At 73.7% G+C, this 22,436-nt stretch carries 22 protein-coding genes; 6 read left to right on the top strand and 16 right to left on the bottom strand.

Annotated elements, in window-relative coordinates:
- Positions 1–87 precede the first annotated feature (87 nt).
- Together AC069X_RS20245 and AC069X_RS20240 are read right to left on the bottom strand one after the other, a co-directional pair.
- Positions 88–588 carry a nitroreductase family deazaflavin-dependent oxidoreductase gene (locus tag AC069X_RS20245; protein WP_478729977.1) on the bottom strand — a complete coding sequence of 167 codons (501 nt, stop codon included), beginning with the start codon at positions 586–588 and terminating at the stop codon, positions 88–90.
- On the bottom strand, positions 588–1,892 hold the full coding sequence (locus AC069X_RS20240) for an acyl-CoA dehydrogenase family protein (protein WP_478729976.1): 1,305 nt from the start codon (positions 1,890–1,892) through the stop codon (positions 588–590). Before AC069X_RS20240 ends, AC069X_RS20245 begins: the two co-directional genes overlap by 1 nt.
- 131 nt (positions 1,893–2,023) lie before the next feature.
- Here AC069X_RS20240 and AC069X_RS20235 point away from each other — a divergent pair, with 131 nt between their 5' ends.
- Positions 2,024–3,232 carry a thiolase C-terminal domain-containing protein gene (locus tag AC069X_RS20235; protein ID WP_478729975.1) on the top strand — a complete coding sequence of 403 codons (1,209 nt, stop codon included), beginning with the start codon at positions 2,024–2,026 and terminating at the stop codon, positions 3,230–3,232.
- Positions 3,233–3,856: 624 nt separating this feature from the next.
- Here the strand turns inward: AC069X_RS20235 and AC069X_RS20230 are convergent.
- Entirely contained in the window at positions 3,857–4,390 is a 534-nt protein-coding gene (locus AC069X_RS20230) for an NUDIX hydrolase (protein ID WP_478729974.1), read from the bottom strand.
- Between the two features lie 58 nt (positions 4,391–4,448).
- Between AC069X_RS20230 and AC069X_RS20225 the strand changes: the two genes are divergently transcribed.
- From AC069X_RS20225 to AC069X_RS20205, 5 genes are all read left to right on the top strand, one after another.
- Positions 4,449–4,991, top strand: a complete 543-nt coding sequence (locus tag AC069X_RS20225; RefSeq protein ID WP_478729973.1) for a GNAT family N-acetyltransferase — start codon at positions 4,449–4,451, stop codon at positions 4,989–4,991.
- Positions 4,992–5,877: 886 nt separating this feature from the next.
- Positions 5,878–8,820 carry an alpha/beta hydrolase gene (locus tag AC069X_RS20220; protein WP_478729972.1) on the top strand — a complete coding sequence of 981 codons (2,943 nt, stop codon included), beginning with the start codon at positions 5,878–5,880 and terminating at the stop codon, positions 8,818–8,820.
- 121 nt (positions 8,821–8,941) lie between these two features.
- Complete coding sequence (locus tag AC069X_RS20215; RefSeq protein WP_478729971.1) at positions 8,942–9,133, top strand: hypothetical protein; 192 nt, start codon at positions 8,942–8,944, stop codon at positions 9,131–9,133.
- 123 nt (positions 9,134–9,256) lie between these two features.
- The gene (locus tag AC069X_RS20210; protein ID WP_478729970.1) at positions 9,257–10,021 is read left to right on the top strand and encodes a 2OG-Fe(II)-dependent halogenase WelO5 family protein; all 765 of its coding nucleotides are present in this window, start codon (positions 9,257–9,259) and stop codon (positions 10,019–10,021) included.
- A 100-nt stretch (positions 10,022–10,121) separates the two neighbouring features.
- The gene (locus tag AC069X_RS20205; protein WP_478729969.1) at positions 10,122–10,961 is read left to right on the top strand and encodes a PhzF family phenazine biosynthesis protein; all 840 of its coding nucleotides are present in this window, start codon (positions 10,122–10,124) and stop codon (positions 10,959–10,961) included.
- 152 nt (positions 10,962–11,113) lie between these two features.
- Here AC069X_RS20205 and AC069X_RS20200 read toward each other — a convergent pair whose 3' ends face one another.
- The 13 genes from AC069X_RS20200 to mpaM all read right to left on the bottom strand — a co-directional run bounded on the left by AC069X_RS20200 (position 11,114) and on the right by mpaM (position 22,433).
- Positions 11,114–11,584, bottom strand: coding sequence for a RidA family protein (locus AC069X_RS20200; RefSeq protein WP_478729968.1), 471 nt, complete (start codon positions 11,582–11,584; stop codon positions 11,114–11,116).
- A 127-nt stretch (positions 11,585–11,711) separates the two neighbouring features.
- A complete protein-coding gene (locus AC069X_RS20195; protein WP_478729967.1) occupies positions 11,712–11,972 on the bottom strand; it encodes a hypothetical protein in 261 nt (86 codons plus the stop codon).
- A 17-nt stretch (positions 11,973–11,989) separates the two neighbouring features.
- Positions 11,990–14,539 (bottom strand): class III lanthionine synthetase LanKC, encoded by a 2,550-nt coding sequence (gene lanKC, locus AC069X_RS20190; protein WP_478729966.1) that lies wholly within the window; start codon positions 14,537–14,539, stop codon positions 11,990–11,992.
- Between the two features lie 52 nt (positions 14,540–14,591).
- Positions 14,592–16,286 (bottom strand): daptide biosynthesis intramembrane metalloprotease, encoded by a 1,695-nt coding sequence (mpaP, locus tag AC069X_RS20185; protein WP_478729965.1) that lies wholly within the window; start codon positions 16,284–16,286, stop codon positions 14,592–14,594.
- A gap of 7 nt (positions 16,287–16,293) precedes the next feature.
- Positions 16,294–17,043, bottom strand: a complete 750-nt coding sequence (locus AC069X_RS20180) for an ABC transporter permease (protein ID WP_478729964.1) — start codon at positions 17,041–17,043, stop codon at positions 16,294–16,296.
- Positions 17,036–17,788, bottom strand: coding sequence for an ABC transporter ATP-binding protein (locus AC069X_RS20175; protein WP_478729963.1), 753 nt, complete (start codon positions 17,786–17,788; stop codon positions 17,036–17,038). Before AC069X_RS20175 ends, AC069X_RS20180 begins: the two co-directional genes overlap by 8 nt.
- Positions 17,785–17,979, bottom strand: a complete 195-nt coding sequence (locus AC069X_RS20170; protein WP_478729962.1) for a hypothetical protein — start codon at positions 17,977–17,979, stop codon at positions 17,785–17,787. The genes AC069X_RS20175 and AC069X_RS20170 overlap by 4 nt, the downstream gene beginning before the upstream one ends.
- A 155-nt stretch (positions 17,980–18,134) precedes the next feature.
- On the bottom strand, positions 18,135–18,290 hold the full coding sequence (locus AC069X_RS20165; RefSeq protein ID WP_478729961.1) for a daptide-type RiPP: 156 nt from the start codon (positions 18,288–18,290) through the stop codon (positions 18,135–18,137).
- A gap of 74 nt (positions 18,291–18,364) precedes the next feature.
- Positions 18,365–18,541, bottom strand: coding sequence for a daptide-type RiPP (locus AC069X_RS20160; RefSeq protein WP_470972693.1), 177 nt, complete (start codon positions 18,539–18,541; stop codon positions 18,365–18,367).
- A gap of 95 nt (positions 18,542–18,636) precedes the next feature.
- Positions 18,637–18,813, bottom strand: coding sequence for a daptide-type RiPP (locus tag AC069X_RS20155; RefSeq protein WP_478729960.1), 177 nt, complete (start codon positions 18,811–18,813; stop codon positions 18,637–18,639).
- A 130-nt stretch (positions 18,814–18,943) separates the two neighbouring features.
- Positions 18,944–20,128 (bottom strand): daptide-type RiPP biosynthesis dehydogenase, encoded by a 1,185-nt coding sequence (mpaC, locus tag AC069X_RS20150; RefSeq protein ID WP_478729959.1) that lies wholly within the window; start codon positions 20,126–20,128, stop codon positions 18,944–18,946.
- Positions 20,125–21,546, bottom strand: coding sequence for a daptide-type RiPP biosynthesis aminotransferase (gene mpaD / locus AC069X_RS20145; protein WP_478729958.1), 1,422 nt, complete (start codon positions 21,544–21,546; stop codon positions 20,125–20,127). Before mpaD ends, mpaC begins: the two co-directional genes overlap by 4 nt.
- Entirely contained in the window at positions 21,543–22,433 is an 891-nt protein-coding gene (gene mpaM / locus AC069X_RS20140; RefSeq protein WP_478729957.1) for a daptide-type RiPP biosynthesis methyltransferase, read from the bottom strand. The genes mpaD and mpaM overlap by 4 nt, the downstream gene beginning before the upstream one ends.
- Between the last annotated feature and the right edge of the window lie 3 nt (positions 22,434–22,436).

Here is a 22,436-nt window from a genome sequence, read left to right as displayed (position 1 = left end):
CGGGCACGCCCTCGGGTCGGACCGCGCCCCCGGGCCAGGCCGCACCCCCGGGCCAGACCGCACCCCCGGGTCAGACCGCGCCCGCGGTCAGCGCCGCTCCAGGCGGAACAGCCTGATCTCGCGCTCGATGCGCGCCTGGTACGTCGCGTACGGCGGCCAGAACTTCAGGACCGCCTGCCACGCCGCAGCCCGCTCGGCCCCCTCCAGCAGCCGGGCCCGTACGGCGATGTCCTGCCCCTGCCAGCTCACGTCCGCGTCCGGGTTCTTGAGCAGGTTCCCGGTCCAGGCCGGGTGGCCGGGGCGGCCGAAGTTGGAGCCGATCAGCAGCCAGCTCACGCCTCCCTCCTCCGGCATGCACGCCAGCGGCGTGGTGCGCGGCTCGCCCGTCTTCGCCCCCCGGGCGGTCAGGATCACCCCCGGCAGCATCCGGGCGCTGAGCATGACCTTCCCCCGGGTCAGCCGGTGCACGGCCTTGTCCATGGCGGGGATGAAATGCGGCGCGATCCTGGCGAAGAGGAGCGTCGAGGAGACCTTCTGCATCAACCTGACGCCGAGGGCCGTGGGAGCGGTGCGAGCGGCGGGAGCCATCAGACGGCCACCCTCTCTGGGGTCGCGGACGCGGAGGCGGACGGGTCGAAGAGGCCTGCGTGGTGCGCGGCGTGCGCGCGCAGGCGGTGGACGGGGCCGAAGAGCAGTTCGTCGGCGGCCGCCCGCTTGAAGTAGAGGTGGGCGTCGTGCTCCCACGTGAAGCCGATGCCCCCGTGCAGCTGGATCGCCTCGCCGGCGGTGTTCCGCAGGGCCTCCAGGGCCTGCGCGAGGGCGAGGCCGCTCTGTTCGGGGTCCCAGGCGGCGTAGTAGGCGGCGGAGCGGGCCGCCTGTACCTGCACGTAGAGGTCGGCGAGGCGGTGCTTGACCGCCTGGAAGGAGCCGACGGCCCGGCCGAACTGCTCGCGCCCGCGCACGTATTCCACGGTGCGGGCCAGGGCCCGGTCCGCCGCGCCGACCGCCTCGGCGGCGAGGACGGCGGCCGCGCCCCGCCCGGCGGCGGCGAGGGCCGGAAGCGGGTCGGCGGCGGCGGCGACTTCCGCGTCCGTGGACGGGCTTGTGGGGTGCGGGTGTGGGTGCGGGTGCGGGTCCGTCTGCGGGTGTGGGTGCGGGGCCGTGTGCCGGTCCGCCTCCCGGTCGCCGAGGAGTTCCGCCGCGACGTCCCGGAGCTGGACGCGGCCCTGGGGGCGGGTCTCGTCGAGGGTGGGCTGCCGGTGCCGTACGAGGCCGCGCGCGTCCTCCCGTACGAGGAACAGCAGGGTCCGGCCCCGGGCGAAGCCGCCGGTGTGCGCGGCGACGAGGAGCAGGCCCGCGCTGTGCCCGTCGAGCACCTGGGACACCTCCCCGTACAGCCGCCAGCCGTCCTCGGAGCGGCGCGCCTGGACCCCGCCGGCGCGGCCCCCGCCCGCCCAGTCACCGGGGGCGTTGTCGCCGGTCAGGGCGAGTGCGGTGGCCAGGGCGGGGCCGGGGACGGCCAGGGCGGCCGTCAGCTCCCCGGCGGCGAGCCGCGGCAGCAGGGCGGAGCGCTGCCCCTCGGTGCCGAGGGCTGCGATCAGCGGGGCGGCGAGGGCGGCGGTGGCCAGCAGCGGCGAGGGCAGCAGCGCGCGCCCGGCCTCCTCGCAGGCCAGCGCGAGGTCGCCGGGGCCGCAGCCGACGCCGCCGTACTCCTCGGCGATGGCGATGCCCGGCAGTCCGAGCTGCCGGGAGAGCTGCTGCCACAGCTCGCGGTCGTGTCCCGCGTCGGTGCGGACGGCGGCTTTGACCTCGTCCGGACCGCAGCGTTTGCCCAGGATCTCGCGCAGGGTACGGCGCATCTCGTCCTGCTCCGCGGTGAAGGCGGCATCCATCGTCGGGCTCCTCCCCGTTTCTGACGGGGCGTCATGTTAGGGCTGCGGGGACGAGATGCACAGGGGGCGGGGCCGGGACGTTCGGGTGCGCGGCCTAGCATCTGACGGTACGTCAGCTGTACGGTCCTCCCATGCCTGGACCCCTGTCTGGACCCCTGTCCGCACCCGTGTCCCCGCCCGCCGCCCGCCGCCGGGTCGCCGTGGTCGGCGTCGCCCTCTCGGACTGCGGCCGGGTCGACGGCCCGACCCCCTACGCCCTGCACGCGCAGGCCGCCCGCCGCGCCCTCGCCGACTCCGGCCTGGACCGCTCGGTCATCGACGGCTTCGCCTCGGCCGGCCTCGGCGTCCTCGCCCCGGTGGAGGTCGCCGAGTACCTCGGGCTCCGGCCCACCTGGGTCGATTCCACGTCCGTCGGCGGGTCGACGTGGGAGGTCATGGCCGCCCACGCCGCCGACGCCATCGCCGCCGGCCACGCCAACGCCGTCCTGCTGGTCTACGGCTCGACGGCCCGCGCCGACATCAAGGCCCGGCGGCGCACCTCGAACCTGTCGTTCGGGGCACGGGGACCGCTCCAGTTCGAGGTGCCGTACGGCCACACGCTCGTGTCGAAGTACGCGATGGCCGCGCGACGGCACATGCACGAGTACGGCACGACCCTGGAGCAGCTCGCCTCGGTGGCGGTCCAGGCGCGGGCGAACGCGGCGACGAACCCGGACGCCATGTTCCGGGACCCCATCACGGTGGAGGACGTCCTTTCGTCGGATCCGATCGCCGACCCCTTCACCAAGCTCCACTGCTGCATCCGCTCGGACGGCGGCTGCGCGGTCCTGCTGGCGGCGGAGGAGTACGTACCGGACACGGCGAAGGACCCGGTGTGGGTGCTGGGCACGGGTACGTCCGTCTCCCACACCACCATGTCGGAGTGGGACGACTTCACCGTCTCCCCGGCGGCGGTCTCGGGCCCCCAGGCCTTCGCCCGCGCGGGCCTCACCCCGGCGGACGTGGACCTCGCCGAGATCTACGACGCCTTCACGTACATGACCCTGGTGACGCTGGAGGACCTCGGCTTCTGCGCCAAGGGCGAGGGCGGGGCCTTCGTGGAGAAGGGCCGCCTGCTGAGGGAGGGCGAACTCCCGGTCAACACCGACGGTGGCGGCCTCTCCGCCTGCCACCCGGGCATGCGGGGCCTCTTCCTCCTGGTCGAAGCCGTCCGCCAGCTCCGTGGCGAGGCGGGCCCGGGCCAGGTCAGACGGCCGGACGGCCACCTCCCGGAGGTAGCCCTGGCCTCGGGCACGGGAGGCTGGTTCTGCTCCTCGGGCACGGTGCTGCTGGGGCGGTAGCCCCTGGGGCGGGGGTGCGGGGGCGGTACTCCTTCGGCCCGGGTCGGGGAGGGGCTGGGGGTTTCCCGTCAGTCCCATCGTCCTTCCGGGGCGGGCCGGCCTGTCAAGGGCGCTCCTTCGTCGCGTCGCTACGCGATGGCCTTCGGCCACCCTTGACAGACCAGCCCGCCCCGGAAAGCCGAAAGACTGCCGGGAAACCCCCAAAAGAACGGTCACGGGGCAAGAGGAGGAGGGACGGGCCCGTCATGGACGAGACGAGGGGCCGGGCCATGGCCGGCCGGGCATCCGGGCCCTCAGAGGCCATGATCCGGGACCGGTGGTGCTCTACCTGCACGGAAGGACGACCCGATCGGCCTGCGGACCACCCAGACGCGACAGATCGCTACGCGCTCCTCCCGGCTTGGCGTCCGACGACCGTCCGGGGCTTGTACCTGCACCAGAGGTTGATCAGAGCGGCGCGGGCAGCGGACAGGCGCGAAAGATCGCTACGCGCTCCTCCCGGCTTGGCGTCTGGCGGCCATCAGGGGCTGGTACCTGCACTGGAGGCCATCTCAACCGGGGGAACGGCTGCTCCAGGAGACCTCCCGCCGCACCCCACGCGAGAGCCGACCGGACGGTGCACGGTCAGCGGATCCCTTCGTCCATGAGGACGTAGAGCAGGGGGACGAGGGAGCCGCTGCTGACGATCTCGCGGCGGTCGATCATGCCCCGGACGTCCGCCAGGGGGATCCACTCGATGCGGTCCGACTCGTTCTTCTCGGTCGGCGGGCCCGCGTACGTGGCGCCGTCCGCGCGGAACAGGTGGTGCTGGGAGTCCGTGATGCCGGCCGCCGGTTCGGCGTAGACGAGGGGCCGCATCGGGCCCGGACGCCAGCCCGTCTCCTCCAGGACTTCGCGGGCGGCGGCCTCGCCCGGGGTCTCGTCCGCCTCGACGAGACCCATCGGGAGCTCCCACGCCCACGTGTCGGTGATGAAGCGGTGGCGCCACATCATCAGCACCTCTCGCCGGTCGTTGACGACGGCGGCCACGGCCAGGTTGCGGAGCTTGACGACGTGGTGTTCGAAGCGGCTTCCGTCAGGCGTCTCCACGTCGGCGAACCACAGGTTCAACCAGTGGTTCTCGTAGATCGGGCGCTCTCCGTGGATCTTCCACTGCATGGGCCCAGCATCGCTTATTGGTTTGCCGACCGTCAGCCCGCCCCGGTAGGAAGCTCACATGCTTACAGGCGGCAAGGTCGGGCTCAGAGCCCGGCACGATGACGACATCGACACCCTGCGGACCGAGCTCTACGACGACGTGGTCAACGGCTCACGGGCCGAGGGCGGCCCGTGGCGCCCGATCACCCCCGGCTCCAAGGACCCCCGGCTGGTGGTGGACGACACGAACCAGAACAGCGTCCCGTTCTCCGTCGTGGAGCTGGAAGGCGGCACCCTCGTCGGCACCGCGACCTTCTGGGGCATCGACACCCACAACCGATGCGCGCACATCGGGCTCGGACTGCTCCCCTCCGCACGGGGCAAGGGTTACGGCACCGACGTGGTGGCGACCCTGTGCCACTACGGCTTCGTCGTGCGCGGCTTCCACCGGCTGCAGATCGAGACCCTGGCAGACAACTCGGCGATGCTCCGCGCCGCCGAAGGCAACGGCTTCGTCCGCGAGGGCGTCCTGCGGTCCTCGGCGTGGGTGCTGGGCGAGTTCGTCGACGAGGTGATCCTCGGTCTCCTCGCCAAGGACTGGCCCGGGACGCCGCGCCTCTGACAGGTCGCCGGGAACTCCTCGGCATGATCCCCGAGGCCCGGGGACGAGACCGCCTTCCTGGAGTGGTCATCCGCCTGAAGGTGAACCGCCTCTACGGCACAGCCCTCGACATCGCCGGCCGAACGCCCCATGACCGCCGACGGCCGCCGAGCCCACCTGCAACCTGGACTGCTCTGATCAACCTCTGGTGCAGGTATCAGCCCCGGACGGTCGTCGGACGCCAAGCCGGGAGGAGCGCGTAGCGATCTGTCGCGTCTGGGTGGTCCGCAGGCCGATCTGGTCGTCCTTCCGTGCAGGTAGAGCCCCACCGGTCCCGGATCATGGCCTCTGAGGGCCCGGATGCCCGGCCGGCCATGGCCCGGCCCCTCGTCTCGTCCATGACGGGCCCGTCCCTCCTCCTCTTGCCCCGTGACCGTTCTTTTGGGGGTTTCCCGGCAGTCTTTCGGCTTTCCGGGGCGGGCCGGTCTGTCAAGGGTGGCCGAAGGCCATCGCGTAGCGACGCGACGAAGGAGCGCCCTTGACAGGCCGGCCCGCCCCGGAAGGACGATGGGACTGACGGGAAACCCCCAGCACCTCCCCCGACCCGGTCCGAGTGGACCCCGCCGCCCCCCGGCCCCCGGCCCGCAGACGTGGGGGCGGTCGCGCACCCACCCCGCCCGCCCCACCCCGCAGCCCCGCCCCCGCGCCCCCGGCCCGCGCTGCCCGCGCCGTGCGCGCCCCGGCGCGCGACCGGCGCGCCTGTTGCGCGCCGGGTCGGAGGGTGTCTTGTTATGGCTCCTGCGGTCGCCCCTCGTGCATCATTGACGCGGGTAGCTCTTCCTCCAAGTTTTCATCTGCGACCGAAATCCTTCTGCTTCAACCACCATTCTGGCTGCGGAGGTTCGCGATGGCGGTACGGACGCGCGTCCACCTCGTGCTGGTGCACGGTCTGTTCTCCTCCGCCAAGGTGTGGACGGCGTTCCACGCGCTCCTCACCAGTGACCCCGAGCTGGCCGGCTGGGTCAGCGTCCACCGCTTCGCGTACGACTCCCCCCTCGTGAGCGTGCGCCCCGACCGCCGGATCGCCGAGACCGACGACGTCGCCGACCAGCTCGGCACGTACCTGGAGACCGAACTCGCCGACGCCGAGCGGATCGTGCTGGTCACGCACAGCCAGGGGGGGCTGATCGTGCAGCGGTTCCTCGCCCGCAAGCTCGGGGCCGGGGAGGGCAGGGACCTGGCGCGCATCAGGCACTTCACGATGTTCGCCTGCCCCAACACCGGCTCCGGCTTCTTCCTCACCGTCCGCCGGTGGCTCAAGCTGTGGAGCCACCCGCAGGAGAAGCAACTGCGCCCCTTCGACCGGGCGGTGACGGAGGCCCAGCGCACCGTCCTCAGCTCCGTCGTCCACGCGCGGACGTACAGCGACAAGGAGTGCCCGATACCGGTGCGCGCCTACGGCGGCTCCTCCGACGAGATCGTGCCGCCCGTCGTCGCCCGCGGGGTGTTCCCCAAGGGCGGCGTGATCACCGCCGACCACTTCTCCATAGTCCAGCCCGCCGACCGCACCGCCGCCCCCTACCGGGCGGTCCGCGCCGCGCTGCTGGAGGCGGCCCGCGAGGAGCCGGCGCACGCGGGCGGAGTGGGGCCGCTGATGCCGCGCAATCCCGCCGAGGCGGCGGGCCGGCCGTTGCTGCCGCCGCCCGCCGCCGGGGAGCCGGACCTGGCGCCGTTCCCGCCCCCGCCGTACGGGCAGCTGGAGGAGGGCAAGCTGAAGGGGCAGGAGCGGCTGGCCCTGGTGGCGTCGCTGCTGTCGGACGAGGCCCGCCAGCAGGTCCACGTACTGTCGGGCCTCGGCGGGTCGGGCAAGAGCCGGCTGGCGCTGGAGGTCGCCGACCGGGCGCAGCGGACCGGGCTGCGGGTGTGGTGGGTGTCGATGCCGGAGCTGAGCCTGCGCATGCGGATGATCGCCCGTGACCTGGGGGCGCCGTCGATCACGGTGGAGCGGGCGTGGCTGCTGGGCACGGCCATGGACACGGTGTGGACGCTGCTCAACGCGTGCCCGGACCCATGGTTGCTGATCTTCGACAACGCGGACGACCCGGAGCGGCTGGGTCCGCGCGACGGGCAGGTCGCGGACGGCAACGGCTGGCTGCGCCGCCCGCAGAATACGAACGGCACGGTGCTGGTCACCAGCCGGGTGCGCCGCCAGCAGACGTGGGGCGAGGCCAGTGTCGTCCACCAGGTGGTGCCGCTCGGCGAGGACGACGGGGCTTCGATGCTGCTGGAGCGGACGGGCGGCCTGGGCGGGACGAACGAGGAGGCCCGGCGGCTGTCGCGGCAGCTGGGCGGGCTGCCGCTGGCGCTGCGGCACGCCGGTGACGTGATCAAGGCGGTCAGCGAGAGCCAGATCTCCCTGGACAGCGACATCCGGGACTTCGAGACCTTCGGCCGGGCGGTCGCCGCGCGGGTGGCGGCCGCGCCGGGCCAGGCGGGGCCGGACCTGAGCGAGCTGCTGGGCCGGGAGATCGTGGAGAAGGTCTGCGGGATCGCGATGGACCTGCTGAGCCGGCAGGAGCTGGCGCAGGCGGCGACCCTGCTGAAGGTGTTCGCCTGCCTGAGCATCGCTCCGGTGCCCTACCGCTGCCTGGTCAGCGTGCCGCTGCTCGGCCAGTCGCCGCTGTTCCCGGGGATCACCCAGATGCGTACGCACGTGGCCCTGGCGGGGCTGGAGGAGTTCGGGCTGGTGGACGCCTACCAGCGCGAGGGGGTCGCGGAGCGCGACCTGGCCCACGTGCTGACCCTGCATCCGGTGGTGCACGGGGTGCTGCGCGAGGACCGGGAGGTGCGGGAGCGGCCCGCGGACTACTACGGGCTGGCGGTGAGGATGGTGCTCCAGGCCGCCCACCTGCGCAATCCGGACCATCCGGCGAACTGGCCGCTGTGGGCGGCGCTGGCCCCGCACGCGCTGGAGGTGTCGCGGGCGTGCCTGCTGGGTGACCTGAAGCTGTCGGACCGGACGGTGCGCACGGAGGCGCTGGAGCTGGCGCGGCTGACGGCCCGGTACCTGATCGCGACGGGGCTGCTGGGGCCGGCGTACGACCTGGTGCTGCCGATGGTGGAGCGCTGCGCGTCCTTCGGGTTCGACATCGACGACCGGGAGATCCTGGGGCTGCGCCACGAGCAGGGACGCATCCATCTGGACCGGGAGCAGCTGACGGATGCGGAGCGGGTGCTGGCGCTGGTGGTGCGGGCGCGGACCCGGATCCTGACGGAGGACCACGCGGACACGCTGGCGAGCCGGCACAAGCTGGCGCGGGCGATCAACGAGCAGGAGGGGCGGGAGGCGGAGGCGGAGGAGATGCTCCGTTCGATCGTGGAGGCGGAGAACGAGGTGCGCGGCCCGGAGCACTACGACACGCTGGTGGTGCGCCACACCCTGGCGCGGACGATGCGTGCGCTGGGCCGGCACACGGAGGCGGAGGCGGAGGCCTGGCAGATCCTGGACATCAGCCGGCGCAACCACTGGCCGCCGTCGACGCCGGAGATCCTGCGGGTGCGGGAGACGCTGACGCACGCGCTGCTGGACCAGGGGCGTGCGACGGAGGCGGAGCAGGTGATCCGGGAGGCGCTGCGGGACGCGTCGCAGCCTCCGGATTCGAACATGGTCATGCGCTTCCGGTACACGTTCGTGCTGGTGCTCCTGGGGATCGTGGGGCGTACGCCCGAAGCGGTGAACGAGCTGAAGGCCCTGCTCCGGGACCTCGACCGGGTGGTGGGTCCGGAGCATCCGCTGTTAGGGCAGGCCAGGGATCTGATGGAGAAGCTGCGGCGGGAGTTGCCGGGCTGAAACCCTGCTCTTTTCATACCAGTTGGGCGGAACTCCGACGGCCGGTGCGGGCTTGCGCGTAGCCTGACGTTGCCTCACCCTGTGTGACGCGTCCCACACCGAAATGCGCGGAGGTCCGCCGATGACTGCTGTCCCCACCGATACGAACGACGACCAGTCCCTCAGATGGGGTGCTCCGGGCAGCGACCTGGAGCAGGAGCAGGCGGAGGTCGGCCGGCGGATCGCGATGGAAGCGCTGGAGGCCGGACGGCAGGCACTGGAGCTCGACGCAAAGACCGCGTTCCGCGCGACCAGCGGGACGCATCCCGGATAGGTGCCATTGTTTTCTGTTGTCTTTCCGACGCCGGGGGGCGATCGAATGACGTCAGGGCAATCCACAGGGCGAACCACTCAGAGTGCGTTACCGGCCCCACCGCACGATCCGTTCTTCCGCGCCGTGACCGCGCCGGCGTTCACCCACGAGCTGCTCGCCGGGCTGGCCGCCGGGCGGTACGCGGCCGTCCGGGTGCCTTCCTTCCTGCCGCGCGAGCGGTGTGACGAGGTGCTCGGCGCGCTGCGGCAGCAGGCGTTCGACTCGTACGGGAAGGCCCGCGTCGATCCGCCGGTGATGCGGTTCGGGGTGGGCGTCAGCGATCACATGGCGGACGGAGGGGTCGCCGACACCTACTGGAAGGCGCTGGAGGGGCACCACGAGGCCTGGCAGGGCCTCGGCCTGTCGTTCGATCCGTTCCGCACCAGCCGGGAGGCGCTCGCCGCGGCCTGGCCGGGCGGGGTGGCGGTGGGCCGGCGCGGCGGTGTGGAGATGGGCGACGGGGTGGCCCGGGAGCCGAACCAGGGCTTCCAGGTCCACTTCGACGACGCGCTGCGCGAGTACGACGGGGACCTGCTCGACGTGCCGCTGATCGGGCAGTTCGCGTTCAACCTGTACCTCAGCGTGCCGCCCGAGGGCGGTGAGACGGTGCTGTGGAGGCACCGCTGGCAGCCGGAGGACGAGGCGTACCGGCTGGCGGCCCGGTACGGGTTCGACGAGGCGGTGGTGGCGGGTGCGGAGTCGATCGAGCTGGCTCCGGAGGTCGGCGAGGCGCTACTGATCGACCCGCGGTTCTTCCACGCCGTGCGGCCGAGCCGCGGGGACCGCCGGATCGCGCTGGGGTTCGCGGTGGGCCTGGCCACTTCGGGGCAGCTGCTCACCTGGGCCTGACGGGCCCCGCCACCGGGGGGCGGGCCCGGCCCGTAATCGTCAACTTCCGTACACCGCACGGGTTTTGACGACGCGGTGACGGGCCCGCTACGTTCGGGTGATGGACCTGTTGCGCTACGTGGCCTTCAGCACCGACCCGCTGGGCGGGAACCCGGCGGGTGTGGTGCTGGACGCCACCGGCCTCGACGAGGCGACGATGGCCGCCGTCGCGGCGGACGTCGGCTACTCGGAGACGGCCTTCGCCGTGCCCCGCCAGGACGGGGCGATGGACATCCGGTACTTCAGCCCGCAGACCGAGGTGCCGTTCTGCGGTCACGCGACCATCGCGACGGCCGTGGCCCACGCCCAGCGGCACGGTGTCGGAGCCCTGCTGCTGCACACGCAGGCGGGCCCGGTCCCGGTGACCACCTCGGCCGGCCCGGACGGGGCCGTCGTCGCGACGCTGGTCAGCGTGGAGCCGCGTACGGAGCCCCTCGCCGACGCCGATCTGGCGGAGCTGCTGGCGGCGCTGCGCTGGTCGGCGGCCGACCTCGATCCGGCGCTGCCGCCCCGGGCCGCGTACGCCGGGGCCTGGCATCCGGTGATCGCGGCGGCGAGCCGGGAGCGCCTCGCCGACCTGGACTACGACATGCCCGCACTCGGCGCGCTGATGGCGCGGCGCGGCTGGGCCACGGTGGCGCTGGTGCAGCGCGAGTCGGCGGACGTCTTCCACGCCCGCAACCCGTTCCCGCCCGGCGGGGTGGTGGAGGACCCGGCCACCGGTGCGGCCGCCGCGGCCCTCGGCGGGTACCTGCGGAGCCTGGGGCTGGTGGAGGTGCCCGCCGTGCTGACCGTCCACCAGGGCGTCGACATGGGCCGGCCGAGCCTGATCACGGTGGGCGTCCCTGCGGACCCGGCGGCGGGCATCGAGGTGACGGGCACGGCGGTCCCGATCGCCTGAACCCCGCCCTGGCCCTGCCCTGGCCCTGCCCTGGCCCCCGCCTGGCCCTTGCCCCCGCCCTGGCCCTGGCCGCGCGGTGACCGGATGCGGGCGGGCGCGGCCGGGCGGTCACGCCGGGGCGACGCACCGGGCCGACACCGGGACCCGGCCGGTCATGCCGGGGCGGAGACCTCCAGGACGATTTCGATCTCGACCGGTGCGTCCAGCGGGAGGATGTCCATCCCGACGGCGCTGCGGGCGTGGCGGCCCGCTTCGCCGAAGACCTCCACGAGCAGTTCGCTCGCCCCGTCGACCACCCCGGCCTGACGGGTGAACCCGGGCGCGGAGGACACGTACCCGACGACCTTCACCACCCGGACCACGGACTCCAGCGGAGCGACCGTGTCGGCGGCGGCCAGGGCCGCCAGCGCGCACTGCCGGCTCAGTTCCCTGGCCCGCTCCGGCGACACCTCGGCCCCGACACTGCCGGTGGCGGTGAGCTCCCCGCCCGTGAGCGGGATCTGACCGGCGACGAAGACGTGGATGCCGCTGCGGACGGCGGGGACGTAGGCCCCTTTGGGGGCGCTCACCTCCGGCAGCCGTAACCCGAGCTCGGCAAGCCTTTCGCGGACGTCAACGCTCATGGCACCCCCTGGTGACCTCGACCTGACCTCGTCGGCACGCACCATCGTCCCACCGCCCGGGCCCTCTTGGGGCGGGCTCCGCGCTTGTGGCCCCTTGCGGGGTACGGGGCCGCACCGGTCCGGGGCGTCAGGCGGGCGGGTTCGCCCAGCTCCAGCCCCGCAGGGCGGGCTCGGCCAGGGTGGCGGCGAAGGCCGCGTGCGCGGCCTCGTCGGTGGTGCCGGGCGGCGGGGTCAGCCGCAGGGACACCGTCCCGCCGGGGAACTCGGGCGCGTACTCCCAGCCGGGCGGCAGTAACGAGATCAGCCGCACGGCCGCCAGTTCGGGCGCCGAGCCCTCGGGGCCGCGTCCGTCGGGGGCGACGACGAAGTGGTACGTGGTGGTGCGCATCGGAGCCTCCTGGCAGCTCATCGGGGGCCCGGCGCGAGGAACGGCAGACCGGGGCCAGCATCGCCCAGCGCGGCTTCCACCGCGAGGAGGACACCGGCCGTCCCCGTCGCCAGGTCGGCGGACAGGCGCAGCCCGTGGTCCCCGTAGAAGGCCAGGTGACCGTCGCAGCGCACCGCGTGCCAGCCGAGGGCGTCCAGGTGGCGGCGGACGCCCCGGTCGGTGGCGGCGGACCCGTCGTGCAGGTGGCGCAGGGCCAGCAGGGCGCCGGCCCGGCCGTGGAAGAGCCCGGAGTTCAGCATGAAGGACGGTCCGGCCTGCTCGCGCAGCACGTCCCGTGCCCGGAGGAACTCCGGGTCGGGCAGCAGGCGCGCCGCTTCGTGGAGGACGATGCCGAGGCCGGAGCCGCCGAAGGCCAGGAACGGCACCTTCCACGGGGCGTCGTCGGAGCCGGCGGGGTCGCCGGCCCCGGAGCCGCCCGCCTCGGCCCAGCCCGCCTCCGCGAGCTCGTGGCGCAGCAACTCCCCCGCCACGTGCAGGTACTTGGGGTCCCCGGTGGCTTCGTGCAGCCGGAGCGTGAGCAGGGCCCCGCCCGAGGCGCCGCGCAGCAGCCCGGGCCGGGTGCGGCCGGCGGAGCCGCCCGGGGCCTGGTCGGCGATGAGCGCGGCGATCCGGGCGGCCTCGTCGGTGTCGCCGAAGTGCAGGTGGGTCAGGCCGATGCCGGCGAGGCCCCCGAAGAGGCTGTGGTCGGCGTCCTCCAGCGGGGCCCGGCGGACCCGGTCCAGGACGGCGGCGGCCTCGTCGGCGCGGCCGAGCCGGTCCAGGGCGTAGGCGACGCCGCTCAGGCCGTCGTAGAAGCCGGGGCCCATGTCGGCGGTGCGGGCGGTGGCGTCCGTCAGCCAGGCCACGTGCTCGTCGGCCGGGGCATGGCCCAGTTCGGCGAGCGTCCACAGCACGCCGGCCGCGCCGTAGGCGAAGGTGGCGCCGCCGCCGGGCACGGAGAACTGCTCGATGTCGCCGGGGAAGAGCCGGTCCTCGCGCTGCGGGGTGGCGCTGGCCAGCAGGTCTTCGACGAGGGTGGTCCGCTGTGCGGGCCAGGTGGCGGCGGTGGGCGCGGTCCACAGGGGCCGCGGGTCGGTGTCGGGCAGCTGCCCGGGGTGCGGGTCGGGGCCGAGGTCGGCCAGGATCTGCCCGGCGTAGCCGTCGGGCACCGGGAAGTACTCGGTGACCAGGCCGATCAGCTGGTCCACCTTGGCCCGGGACCAGGTGGCCATGACGGTCAGCGGCAGGAACACGCCGAGCCGGATGCAGCCGAGGGCGTACCGGTCGACGGCGGTGCCCCTGTAGCCGGTGGGGGCGCGGAAGCCGGGGGCGCCGATGGCCTGCGCGGACTCGTCCTCGGCGGGGGTGGCGGTCTCCAGGTCGATGAAGGAGACGGTGTCGTCGGGCCGGACGAGGATGTTGTTGGGGTGCAGGTCGCCGAAGACGACGCCCCGGGCGTGCATGGCCTCGACGCCCCGCTCGACCTGGTCGACGATCTTCAGCGCCCAGTCGGCGTACGCGGCGTACGCGCCCTCGGTGTGGTCGTCGTTGACGAGCGGGTTGCGGGTGAGGAGTTCGCGGGCGAGCGGCTTGCCGTCGACGTACGCGCGGGCCAGGAACCAGTGCTCGTTGCCCTTGCGGTGGTCCACGACCGGCGGGATGCAGTCCAGTCCGGCGAGCTTCTCCAGCGCCCAGTGCTCCCGCTGGAGCCGGGCCACCGCGTCGGCGCCCTCCTCGTCCAGGCCGGCCAGCGGGCGGGCCTCCTTCAGCAGGACGGTGCCGCCGTCGCGGGTGTCGGTGGCCTGGTAGACGCCGCCGCCGTTGGAGAAGTGCAGGGCCTTCGTGGCGCGGAACGGGAAGTCCTGGAGGGTGGCCGCGTTGCGGGCGGCGAGGGCCTCGCCGAGGAAGCCGGGCAGTTCCACCCAGGACGGCGGCCGGAAGGAGGGGCCGCGCACGTCGGGCACCAGCCGGCCTTCGGGGTCCTCGATGCAGTGGACGAGCTCGCCGGTCTCGGAGCGGCCCAGCCGGGAGACGAAGCCGCCGTAGCGCACGTAGAGCGGGCCGGAGCGCCAGCGCAGGTCGCTGAGGATGGTGGGGCCGCTCTCCCCGTCGAGGAGGTCGCCGAGTCCGCGCAGGATCCGCTCCAGCTGGGCCTCGTCGCCGGGGTAGACGGTGAAGAACTTGCCGCTGCTGCCGCGGTCGCCGTACTTGCTGTTGCGGAGCTTGAGGATGCCGGCGCTGCGGATGAACTTGAAGGTGACCCGCTCGGCCACGCAGAAGTCCCAGACGAGGGCGAGGACGCGGTCGGCGTTCTCCAGGGTGGCCGACACGTGGATCTTCCAGCCCTGGCCGGGCAGCAGGGTGTCCGGCGGGGTCATCAGCAGCCAGTGCGTGTTGTCGGTGCGGGTCCAGCCCTCGGGGAGGGGGCCGGTCACCGCCGGGAAGACGCTGGCGTCGGCGGCGGCGGTGGCCTGTACGTCGTAGAACGGATTGCCGGGCTGGCAGTAGTTCATGTAGCGAAGGTCCATGGTGCGCTCCGTTCATGACAGGAGGGACGGGAAGGAGAAGGCGGAGGGGGCGCTACCGGCGCCAGAGCGGGGCGACGTACTTGACGTACAGCCACTCGCCCAGCGGGAGTTCGCCGAGGTCGATCCGGGCCGCTCCGACCTGGTCGGCGGGGGCCTGGCCGACGGTCAGCGGGAGGCTGACGACGGGCATGCGGACCGGGGTGGCGGCGACCGGGAAGAAGGCCGACATGGGTGCGGTGGTCTCGGTGCGGGTCGTCGCGGCAACGGTCGCGGTGCCGGTCTGCTCGGTGGTCATCAGTCCGGCCCGGTAGAAGCGGACGGCGGAGTCCGGGCGGACGGACGACAGGTCGGCGGTGTTCGGCAGGACCAGGTCGACGCGGCCCCCGTCGTGGGCGACGTATCCGGCGGCGACGGTGTACGGGGCCTTGACGAGGCCCAGCGCGGCCCCGGCGGCCCCGGTGAGGAACACGGCCGCGGCGATGACGCGCCACAGCGGGGCGCCGGCCGTGCGGCCTTCGGAGATGAGCTTGGTGAAGCCGAGGCCGAGGCGGTAGACGAGGTAGCAGACGGCCGTCAGGACGGTGCTGGTGCCGACGGCGCCGAGCCGCTGGAGCAGGTCGGACCAGAGGGTCAGGGCGCCGGCGATGATGTAGAGGGGGAAGGCCATGCAGGCCAGTCCGAAGGCCACCGTCCAGCGCCGGCCCGGGAGTTCGCGGGTGTAGCCGCGGCCGCCGAAGAGGATCCGGGCGAGGGAGCGGCGGGCGTCGGTCATGGCCCGGTCGCGCAGGTGCGGGACGTCGAGGTGGCTCATGAGGGCGATGTAGCCGTCGAGCTTCACGAAGGGCAGCAGGTTGACGATGCCGCTGAAGTAGGTGGCGACGGCGAAGACGATGACGGCGTCGCGCAGGTCCGAGGGCGCCGTGAACAGGGCGGTCAGGGCGGCGGCGCCGGCGATCACGGTCTGGGTGGCGATGCCGGCGAGGGCGACCCGGACGCGCTGTTCCTTGCGGGAGAGCCGCCAGCCGTCGGAGACGTCGCAGAAGAAGGCGGGCGACATGTAGAAGAGCATGAAGCCCATGCGGCTGGGCCGTCCGCCGTAGTACGTGAGGACCGCACCGTGGCCGACCTCGTGGACGGCGGTGGTGGCGAGGACGCCGACCATCACGCCGAAGTAGGCGAGGAAGGGCAGCGGCCGGCCGAGCGCCGCGTCGACGTCGGGGGCCATCAGCGCGAGGGCGAGGATCCCGCCGAGGACGAACGCGGCGGCGACGGCGGCCGAGGTGCGGCCGGCGAGGAGCCGGATCACGGGGGCGAGGCGGGCGAGGAGCCGCTCGGGGTGCAGCACCGTGAACTGGAGGGTCATCGGCGGCACGAAGCGGAACCAGGTGCTTCGGCGTTCGGCGGGCTCGCCGTCGTCGAGGACCTTGGAGTCGGCGAGCTTGTGCACGGCGGTGCCGACGTGCTGCGCGGTCCACGGCGGGCCGAGGACTTCGGCGAGGCCGGTGTGGTCGAGGGTGCCGTCCATCGCCCGGACCAGGCGCGCCATGTCGGGCTGGAGGCGGAAGTGCCGGTGGTTGCCGCGCTGGAGGACCCAGGGGGCGCCGCTCTCGATGGGCTCGTGGATCTCCACGTTCGCGGCGAGGCGGGGGCGTTCCAGGAGGGCGGGGTCCAGGTCGTCGGCGCCGGTGGCGGCCCGCTGGGTGGCCCGCCCGGGGGCGGCCTTCCGGAGGAGCGTGTTGGTGGACATGTGTGGATCACCCCTGGATGACGTCGCGGGAGAGCAGCAGCCGGCGGGCGGCGGTCCCGGCGGCGGCGAGCCAGCCGGCGAGGACCAGGAGCGCGAGCGGTACGGAGAGCAGCTCGGGCTTGCCGTCGAGGTAGACGGAGCTCATCGCGATGGTGGGCAGGTAGGCGGCGGCCTTCGGGGCGATCTCCTGGAGGCCCGGCTCGACGAGGAGGGTCAGGGCGATGACGGTGACGACGGTGGCGAGCTGGCTGCGGATGATCCAGCCGAGGAGCGCGCCCCAGGGGGCGGCGATCACGTTGACGGTGATCACGCCGAGGACGATGCGGGTGGTGTGGCCGGTCCAGTCGCCCTCGTAGCCGAAGTGGCCGGGGAGGGTGAACGCGCACAGCACGGCGAGGGCGGCGGCGAGGAGCCCGTTGAGGAGGCCCGCGGCGGTGGCGACGAGGGCCTTCGCGGACAGCAGCCGCAGCCGGCCGCCGCTGAGGAGGACGGAGCGGGCGATGGCCCCGGAGTGGTACTCGCGGGTGACGAGGATGCCGCCGAAGACGGCGGACATCAGGAAGGTCATCATCCACGCCTGGGCCATGTCGTCGGTGACGGCGGCGGCGGTGGTCTTGCCGAGGGCGATGGCCTCGTCGCCCGTGGAGGCGTAGCCGAAGCAGGTGAGCAGGGACATGAAGATCCCCGCGGTGGCGAGGACCAGCCAGGTGCGGCCGGTCCGGGCCTTCATCCACTCGCCGGCGAGGACGTTACGCATGGATCGGCCTTTCGGTGCGCGCGGCGGTCTCGGCGTCCCCGTCGACCAGCGAGAAGAAGCGGTCTTCGAGGCGGTGGGCGCCGTCGGAGGTGAGTTCGGCGAGGGAGCCGGCGAAGCGCAGGGTGCGCTGGATGACGACGACGTCGTCGACGGTCTGCTCGACCTCGGCGAGGAGGTGGCTGGAGACCAGGACGGTGCGGCCTTCGGCGGCCAGGGCGCGCAGGGTGTCGCGCAGCCAGCGGATGCCGTCCGGGTCGAGGCCGTTGGCGGGCTCGTCCAGGACGAGGAGTTCGGGGTCGGCGAGCAGGGCGGTGGCGAGGGCCAGGCGCTGCTTCATGCCGGTGGAGTAGCCCTTGGCGGCGCGGTCGGCGCCGTCGGTGAGGCCGACGCGGTCCAGGACCTCGTCGACGCGGGAGGCGGGGACGCCGAGGGTGCGGGCCCAGATGCGCAGGTCGCGGCGGCCGGAGGCGCCGGGGGTGGGGCCGATGCCGTCCATGCAGACGCCGACGCGGCGGGCGGCGTCGGGGAGTTCGGTGTAGGGGCGGCCGAAGACGGTGGCGGTGCCGGAGGTGGGACGGACGAGGCCGAGGAGCATGCGCAGGGAGGTGGACTTGCCGGCGCCGTTGCGGCCGAGCAGTCCGGTCACCCGGCCGGGGCGGACCTCGAAGGTGACGTCCTGCACGGCGGTGAACGGGCCGAACTCCTTGGTGAGGCCCGAGGCGCGGACGACGCCGGCGGCGCTCATCGCTTGTCCGCGGCGACGTTGGCGCCGACCTTGGCGGCGCAGACGACGAGGCCGAGGCCGATGACGGTCATGACGGCGACGAGTGCGGCTCCGGTCAGCTGCGCGTTGGCGACGGCCAGTGCCAGCGCGAGCAGCGCGGCGGTGGTGCCCAGCTGGCCGTTCGTCCCCTTGCGGGGGGTCTCCTTCGGCATGGTCCCTCTTCCTTCTGGTCTGTGCGTGTGGTGCGTGGTCCGGGTGCGGGGGCCCGCGGCGGTGGCTTTCGCCACCGCCCCGGGACCGAGTCACCCTGGGGGACCGGCGGTCCGGTCCGCTGTGATCGGGGCAGCCGGTGCGGCTGCCGGTGCGATCAGGTGGCGAGCGTGGCGCTCGCGACGGCGACGCCGCTGATGACGAGGCCCTGCTTGAAGCCGGACCAGAAGCCCGGGGCCTCCATGGCCTCCAGCTCCTGCATGCCGAGCTCCAGGTTCTCGGTGACGATTTCCTGCTTCAGGACGTCCTGCATGGGGTTCTCCTGTTTCCGTGTGTGTCGTGCTCGGTGGGTGTGCGGGGTGTACCGCCGGGTGCGGTACGGGCTTCTCAGGTGGCGATGAGGGCCGCGGAGGCGACGTACGAGCCGTAGCCCGCCGCCGAGGTGACGACCACGCCGGCGCTGACGCCGATACCGGTCCACCAGCCCGGGGCCTCCATGGCCTCCAGCTCCTGCATGCCGAGCTCCAGGGCGGGGAAGGTGTCGTTCGCGAGGTTGTCCTGCATGGGACGTGCTCCTGTTCCGTGTGGGTGGTTCAGCGGGACGTGCGGGATGTCGTGCGGGATGCGCGGGGTGTACCGCCGGGTGCGGTACGGGCTTCTCAGGTGGCGATGAGGGCCGCGGAGGCGACGTACGAGCCGTAGCCCGCCGCCGAGGTGACGACCACGCCGGCGCTGACGCCGATACCGGTCCACCAGCCCGGGGCCTCCATGGCCTCCAGCTCCTGCATGCCGAGCTCCAGGGCCGGGAAGGTCTCGTTCGCGAGGTTGTCCTGCATGAGAGGTACTCCTGTTCCGTAGGTGTTGATCAGGGCGTGCTCTGTGCGTGCGTGGGATGTGCTCTGTGGGAGGCGTGCTCCCGTCCGCGCCTCGCGGCGGTGCCTGCGGGTGCGGAAGTCTGCGAGGGGGTCAGGCCGCGGCGGCGTCGGCCAGCAGGCCGTACACGTCGTCGGTGCGCAGGCCGCCGAGCATCGGCAGTCCGGCGCCCCAGGCGCGGACGGTGCGGTGCGCGATCTCGGCGAGCCGGTCGGGGCCGGCGTCGATGCCGCGGTCGATGCCCCAGGAGTCGACGAGGGCTTCGATGCCGGCCGCCGGGTCCGCGGGGAGAGTGGCCGGGTCGGTGGCCCGCAGCCGGGACCACAGGCGGTGGAGCCGTTCGGCCGAGCCGAGCCGCGCCTCGCCGGCGCAGACGGCCCGCCACAGGTGCGGCAGGATCGCCGCGACCGCGGTCATCTTGCGCACTCCGAGGGCGGAGGACAGCTCGTTGGCGATGAGCCAGCCCTTGACCGCGTACAGGTCGCGGCCGAGGTGGGCCCATTCGGCGTGGCTGAGGCCGCTGAGCTTGGCGATCTCCAGCCGCAGCCGGTCGCCGGTGGGCCGGCCGGCACGGCGCGCGTCGCGCACCTCGTGTCCCAGCAGCACCAGCCGTTCGGCGATGGTCTCCACCAGCGCGTCCTCGGTGGGCAGGTCCCCGTGGTCGCCGACGTACGGGCTGACCACGCGGTGCAGTGCTTCGAGGACCCCTTCGGCGACGAGTTCGTCGTCGAGGGTGCCGGTGGCGAGCGGGTCCAGGACGGCCGCCGTGGGCCGCAGTGCGGTGCCCATCACCAGCCGCTTGCCCCGCAGGGGATAGGCGAGGCAGGCGACTCCGCTGGACTCGGTGCCGGTGCCGACCGTGGTGGGTACGGCGACCAGCGGGAGTCCGCGCCGGGTGGAGGGACCGAGGACCAGCAGTCCGCTGCGCTGCGGCACCGTGAGGCGGGCGTACGCGTCGGAGTTGGTCCGGATCAGGGCGGCCAGCTTGGCCTGGTCGAGGAGGGAGCCCCCGCCGATCCCGACGACCAGCTCGGCTTCCGCCAGCCGGCCGGCGAGCGCGGCCACCGATTCCAGGTCGCCGGGGCCCGACAGCGCCAGCACCGTCGTCTCGTACCGGTACCCGGCGAGCAGGGCGCGGATCCGGGCCGTGACCGGGGCGGTGGCGACCGCCTCGTCCACGAGGACGGTGATCCGCCGCTCGGGGCGGCCGGTGAACCAGGCGCCCAGACTGTCGCAGCCGATCAGCTGCTGGGCCGGGGCGTGCCAGCCGGCGCTCACGCCAGGGCCTCCGCGGCCGTGGGCTCCACGGCCGGGGCGTCCGCCGCGGCCGGGGCGTCCGCCGCGGGGGTGGCGTCCGCCGCGGTCGGGGCGTCCGCCGCGGGGGTGGCGGTCCGTGCCAGGTGGAGGTCCAGTCCGGCGGTGACGCGGGCGAGCAGTTCGGTGAGTTCGGCGTCGGTGTAGGTGAGGGCGGGGAAGAGCTGCACCCCGTTCACCCCGGGGTGGACGATGGCGCCGGCGTCCCGGATGGCCCGGACCAGGGCGTGGACCTGGTCCTGCGGGAAGGGGGTGCCGTCCGGGTCGCACAGCCGGACGGAGCGGAAGCAGCCCACGCCGGTGGTGGCCGCCACCCGGGGGTGGGAGGCGACGAGCGCGTCGAGTTCGGTGTCGAGGCGGGCCGACAGCCTCCGGCCGAGGGCGACCGCGTCGAGGCGGCGCATCTCGTCGAGGGTGGCGGTGATGGTGGCGCAGGTGACCGGCGTTCCGGCCTGGGTCTCGCCGTGGGTGAGCATGGCGCCGGCCTCGGTGAAGGCGTCCGCGACCTGCCGGGAGGCGATCACGACGGCGGCGGCGCTGGTGCCGTTGGTGAGTCCCTTGGAGGAGACGAGGAGGTCGGGCTGTTCGGCCCACTGCTGGGAGGCGAAGAGGCTGCCGGTGCGGCCGAAGCCGGTGGCGACCTCGTCGGCGACCAGCAGGAAGCCGTGCTCGCGGCGCAGCCGCAGCAGTTCGGTGAGGTACTCCTCGGTGAGGGGCACGGCGCCGCTGCCGAGCACCGGCTCGACGACGACGGCGGCGATCTGGCCGCCCTGGCGGGCCATCAGCGCGTTCAGCTCGGCCGGGTCGTTGGGGGCGACGTGGCGGACGAACCGCTGGTCGACGCCGTAGAGCTGCTGGCCGAGGTCGTCGCCGGTCAGCGCGAAGCTGCCGAAGGTCAGTCCGTGGTAGCTGCCGCGCAGGCCGACGACCACCTTGCGCTGCGGCTGTTCGCGCAGGGCGTGGTAGTGCCGGGCGACCTTCATGACGAGGTCGTTGGCGGCGCCGCCGGAGGTGGAGAACAGCACCCGTGCGTAGTGTCCGGGGCCGGCCGCTTCGACGAGGGCCTCGGCGGCGCGCCGGGCGTGGGCGTTCTCGTAGCGGAAGACGGAGAGGTACGAGGCTTCGCGGAGGGCCTGCGCGGCGGCGCGGGCGATCTCCTCGTTGCCGTAGCCGAGGTTGGTGTTCCACAGGCCGCTGGAGCCGTCGAGGAGTTCGCGGCCGTCGGCGAAGCGGACCCGTACGCCGTGCGCGGAGACCGCGCAGATGTCGTCGCGGCCCTGGTCCTGCGGTGCGGTCAGGGACGGCCACAGGGGGTGGTGGCCGGGGGGCGTCGCGGGGCCGTTCGCGGGGCCGTTCGCCGTTTCGTCCAGGGTCTCGTTCACGGGGTCACCTCCGTTTCCAGCAGTACGTCGTGGTGGCGCTCGCCGACGGCGGGCAGCGGGTGCCGGGACAGGACCGAGAACCCGGCGGCGGCCAGTTCGGCCTCCAGGAGTGCGGCGGGCAGCACGCCGATGGTGGTGGTGCACACCTGCACGGGGCCTTCGTCGCCGAGGACGGCGGGGAAGAGCGTGACGGTGCGGCTGCCGGAGTCGGGCGTCCAGTGCTCGAAGAGCCGGTAGGCGCGGCCGCTGTCGGTGACGATCTCCATGTCGACCTCGGCGGCGCCGGCCCCGGTGCCGGTCATGTCGACCGTCGAGAGCAGGAACCTGCCGCCGGGCTCCAGGTGTTCGCGCACCGCCCGGTACAGGCCCGTGCGTCCCTCGGCGTCGAGCAGGGAGATGGTGGTGGTGCCGAGCACGATCGCGCCGAAGCGGCGGCCGAGGTCGAAGTCGCTCATGTCGGCCCGGACGGGCCGGCAGCGCTCGCGCAGGGCGGGCGGCGCCGCGGCGAGCCGTTCGTCGAGCAGCTCCAGCATGTACGAGGAGAGTTCGAGGGCGGTGACCTCGCGGCCCAGCGCCAGCAGGGGCAGGGTCAGGCGTCCGGAGCCGGCCGCCAGGTCGAGCACGTCGCCCGGGATGCGGCGGACCAGGGCGAGCAGCTCGCGCACCTCGTGGGTGCCGGTGCCGGCGAGGTCGTGGTAGACGGTCGCGCCGACCTCGTCGTACAGGTCGCGGAGCACGGCCCGCCCGCCGAGGGAGGCCAGGAGCTCGCCGGCGCGTCCGGGGACGTCGGCGGGGGTGGGGAGGCGGTGGCCGGCGTCGGACATCGGCTTGGTGGTGGTGGTCGGCGTCGTCATCGGCGTCGTCATCGCCGTCGTCATCGTCGTCATGGC

This window comes from Streptomyces sp. NPDC043896 (genome assembly GCF_056435605.1).
The sequence above is the reverse complement of the archived record's forward strand: the minus strand, read 5'-3'. Positions and strand labels throughout refer to the sequence as shown.

What these genes read in the sequence shown, in the direction of transcription:
- AC069X_RS20220 (WP_478729972.1), top strand. Translation starts at nt 5,878, where the DNA reads ATGGCGGTACGGACGCGCGTCCACCTCGTGCTGGTGCACGGTCTGTTC.
- AC069X_RS20165 (WP_478729961.1), bottom strand. Translation starts at nt 18,290, where the DNA reads ATGCAGGACGTCCTGAAGCAGGAAATCGTCACCGAGAACCTGGAGCTC.
- AC069X_RS20195 (WP_478729967.1), bottom strand. Translation starts at nt 11,972, where the DNA reads ATGCGCACCACCACGTACCACTTCGTCGTCGCCCCCGACGGACGCGGC.
- AC069X_RS20160 (WP_470972693.1), bottom strand. Translation starts at nt 18,541, where the DNA reads ATGCAGGACAACCTCGCGAACGACACCTTCCCCGCCCTGGAGCTCGGC.
- AC069X_RS20200 (WP_478729968.1), bottom strand. Translation starts at nt 11,584, where the DNA reads ATGAGCGTTGACGTCCGCGAAAGGCTTGCCGAGCTCGGGTTACGGCTG.
- AC069X_RS20225 (WP_478729973.1), top strand. Translation starts at nt 4,449, where the DNA reads ATGCTTACAGGCGGCAAGGTCGGGCTCAGAGCCCGGCACGATGACGAC.
- AC069X_RS20230 (WP_478729974.1), bottom strand. Translation starts at nt 4,390, where the DNA reads ATGCAGTGGAAGATCCACGGAGAGCGCCCGATCTACGAGAACCACTGG.
- AC069X_RS20170 (WP_478729962.1), bottom strand. Translation starts at nt 17,979, where the DNA reads ATGCCGAAGGAGACCCCCCGCAAGGGGACGAACGGCCAGCTGGGCACC.
- AC069X_RS20240 (WP_478729976.1), bottom strand. Translation starts at nt 1,892, where the DNA reads ATGGATGCCGCCTTCACCGCGGAGCAGGACGAGATGCGCCGTACCCTG.
- AC069X_RS20175 (WP_478729963.1), bottom strand. Translation starts at nt 17,788, where the DNA reads ATGAGCGCCGCCGGCGTCGTCCGCGCCTCGGGCCTCACCAAGGAGTTC.
- mpaM (WP_478729957.1), bottom strand. Translation starts at nt 22,433, where the DNA reads ATGACGACGATGACGACGGCGATGACGACGCCGATGACGACGCCGACC.
- lanKC (WP_478729966.1), bottom strand. Translation starts at nt 14,539, where the DNA reads ATGGACCTTCGCTACATGAACTACTGCCAGCCCGGCAATCCGTTCTAC.
- AC069X_RS20180 (WP_478729964.1), bottom strand. Translation starts at nt 17,043, where the DNA reads ATGCGTAACGTCCTCGCCGGCGAGTGGATGAAGGCCCGGACCGGCCGC.
- AC069X_RS20155 (WP_478729960.1), bottom strand. Translation starts at nt 18,813, where the DNA reads ATGCAGGACAACCTCGCGAACGAGACCTTCCCGGCCCTGGAGCTCGGC.
- AC069X_RS20235 (WP_478729975.1), top strand. Translation starts at nt 2,024, where the DNA reads ATGCCTGGACCCCTGTCTGGACCCCTGTCCGCACCCGTGTCCCCGCCC.
- AC069X_RS20245 (WP_478729977.1), bottom strand. Translation starts at nt 588, where the DNA reads ATGGCTCCCGCCGCTCGCACCGCTCCCACGGCCCTCGGCGTCAGGTTG.
- AC069X_RS20215 (WP_478729971.1), top strand. Translation starts at nt 8,942, where the DNA reads ATGACTGCTGTCCCCACCGATACGAACGACGACCAGTCCCTCAGATGG.
- mpaP (WP_478729965.1), bottom strand. Translation starts at nt 16,286, where the DNA reads ATGTCCACCAACACGCTCCTCCGGAAGGCCGCCCCCGGGCGGGCCACC.
- AC069X_RS20205 (WP_478729969.1), top strand. Translation starts at nt 10,122, where the DNA reads ATGGACCTGTTGCGCTACGTGGCCTTCAGCACCGACCCGCTGGGCGGG.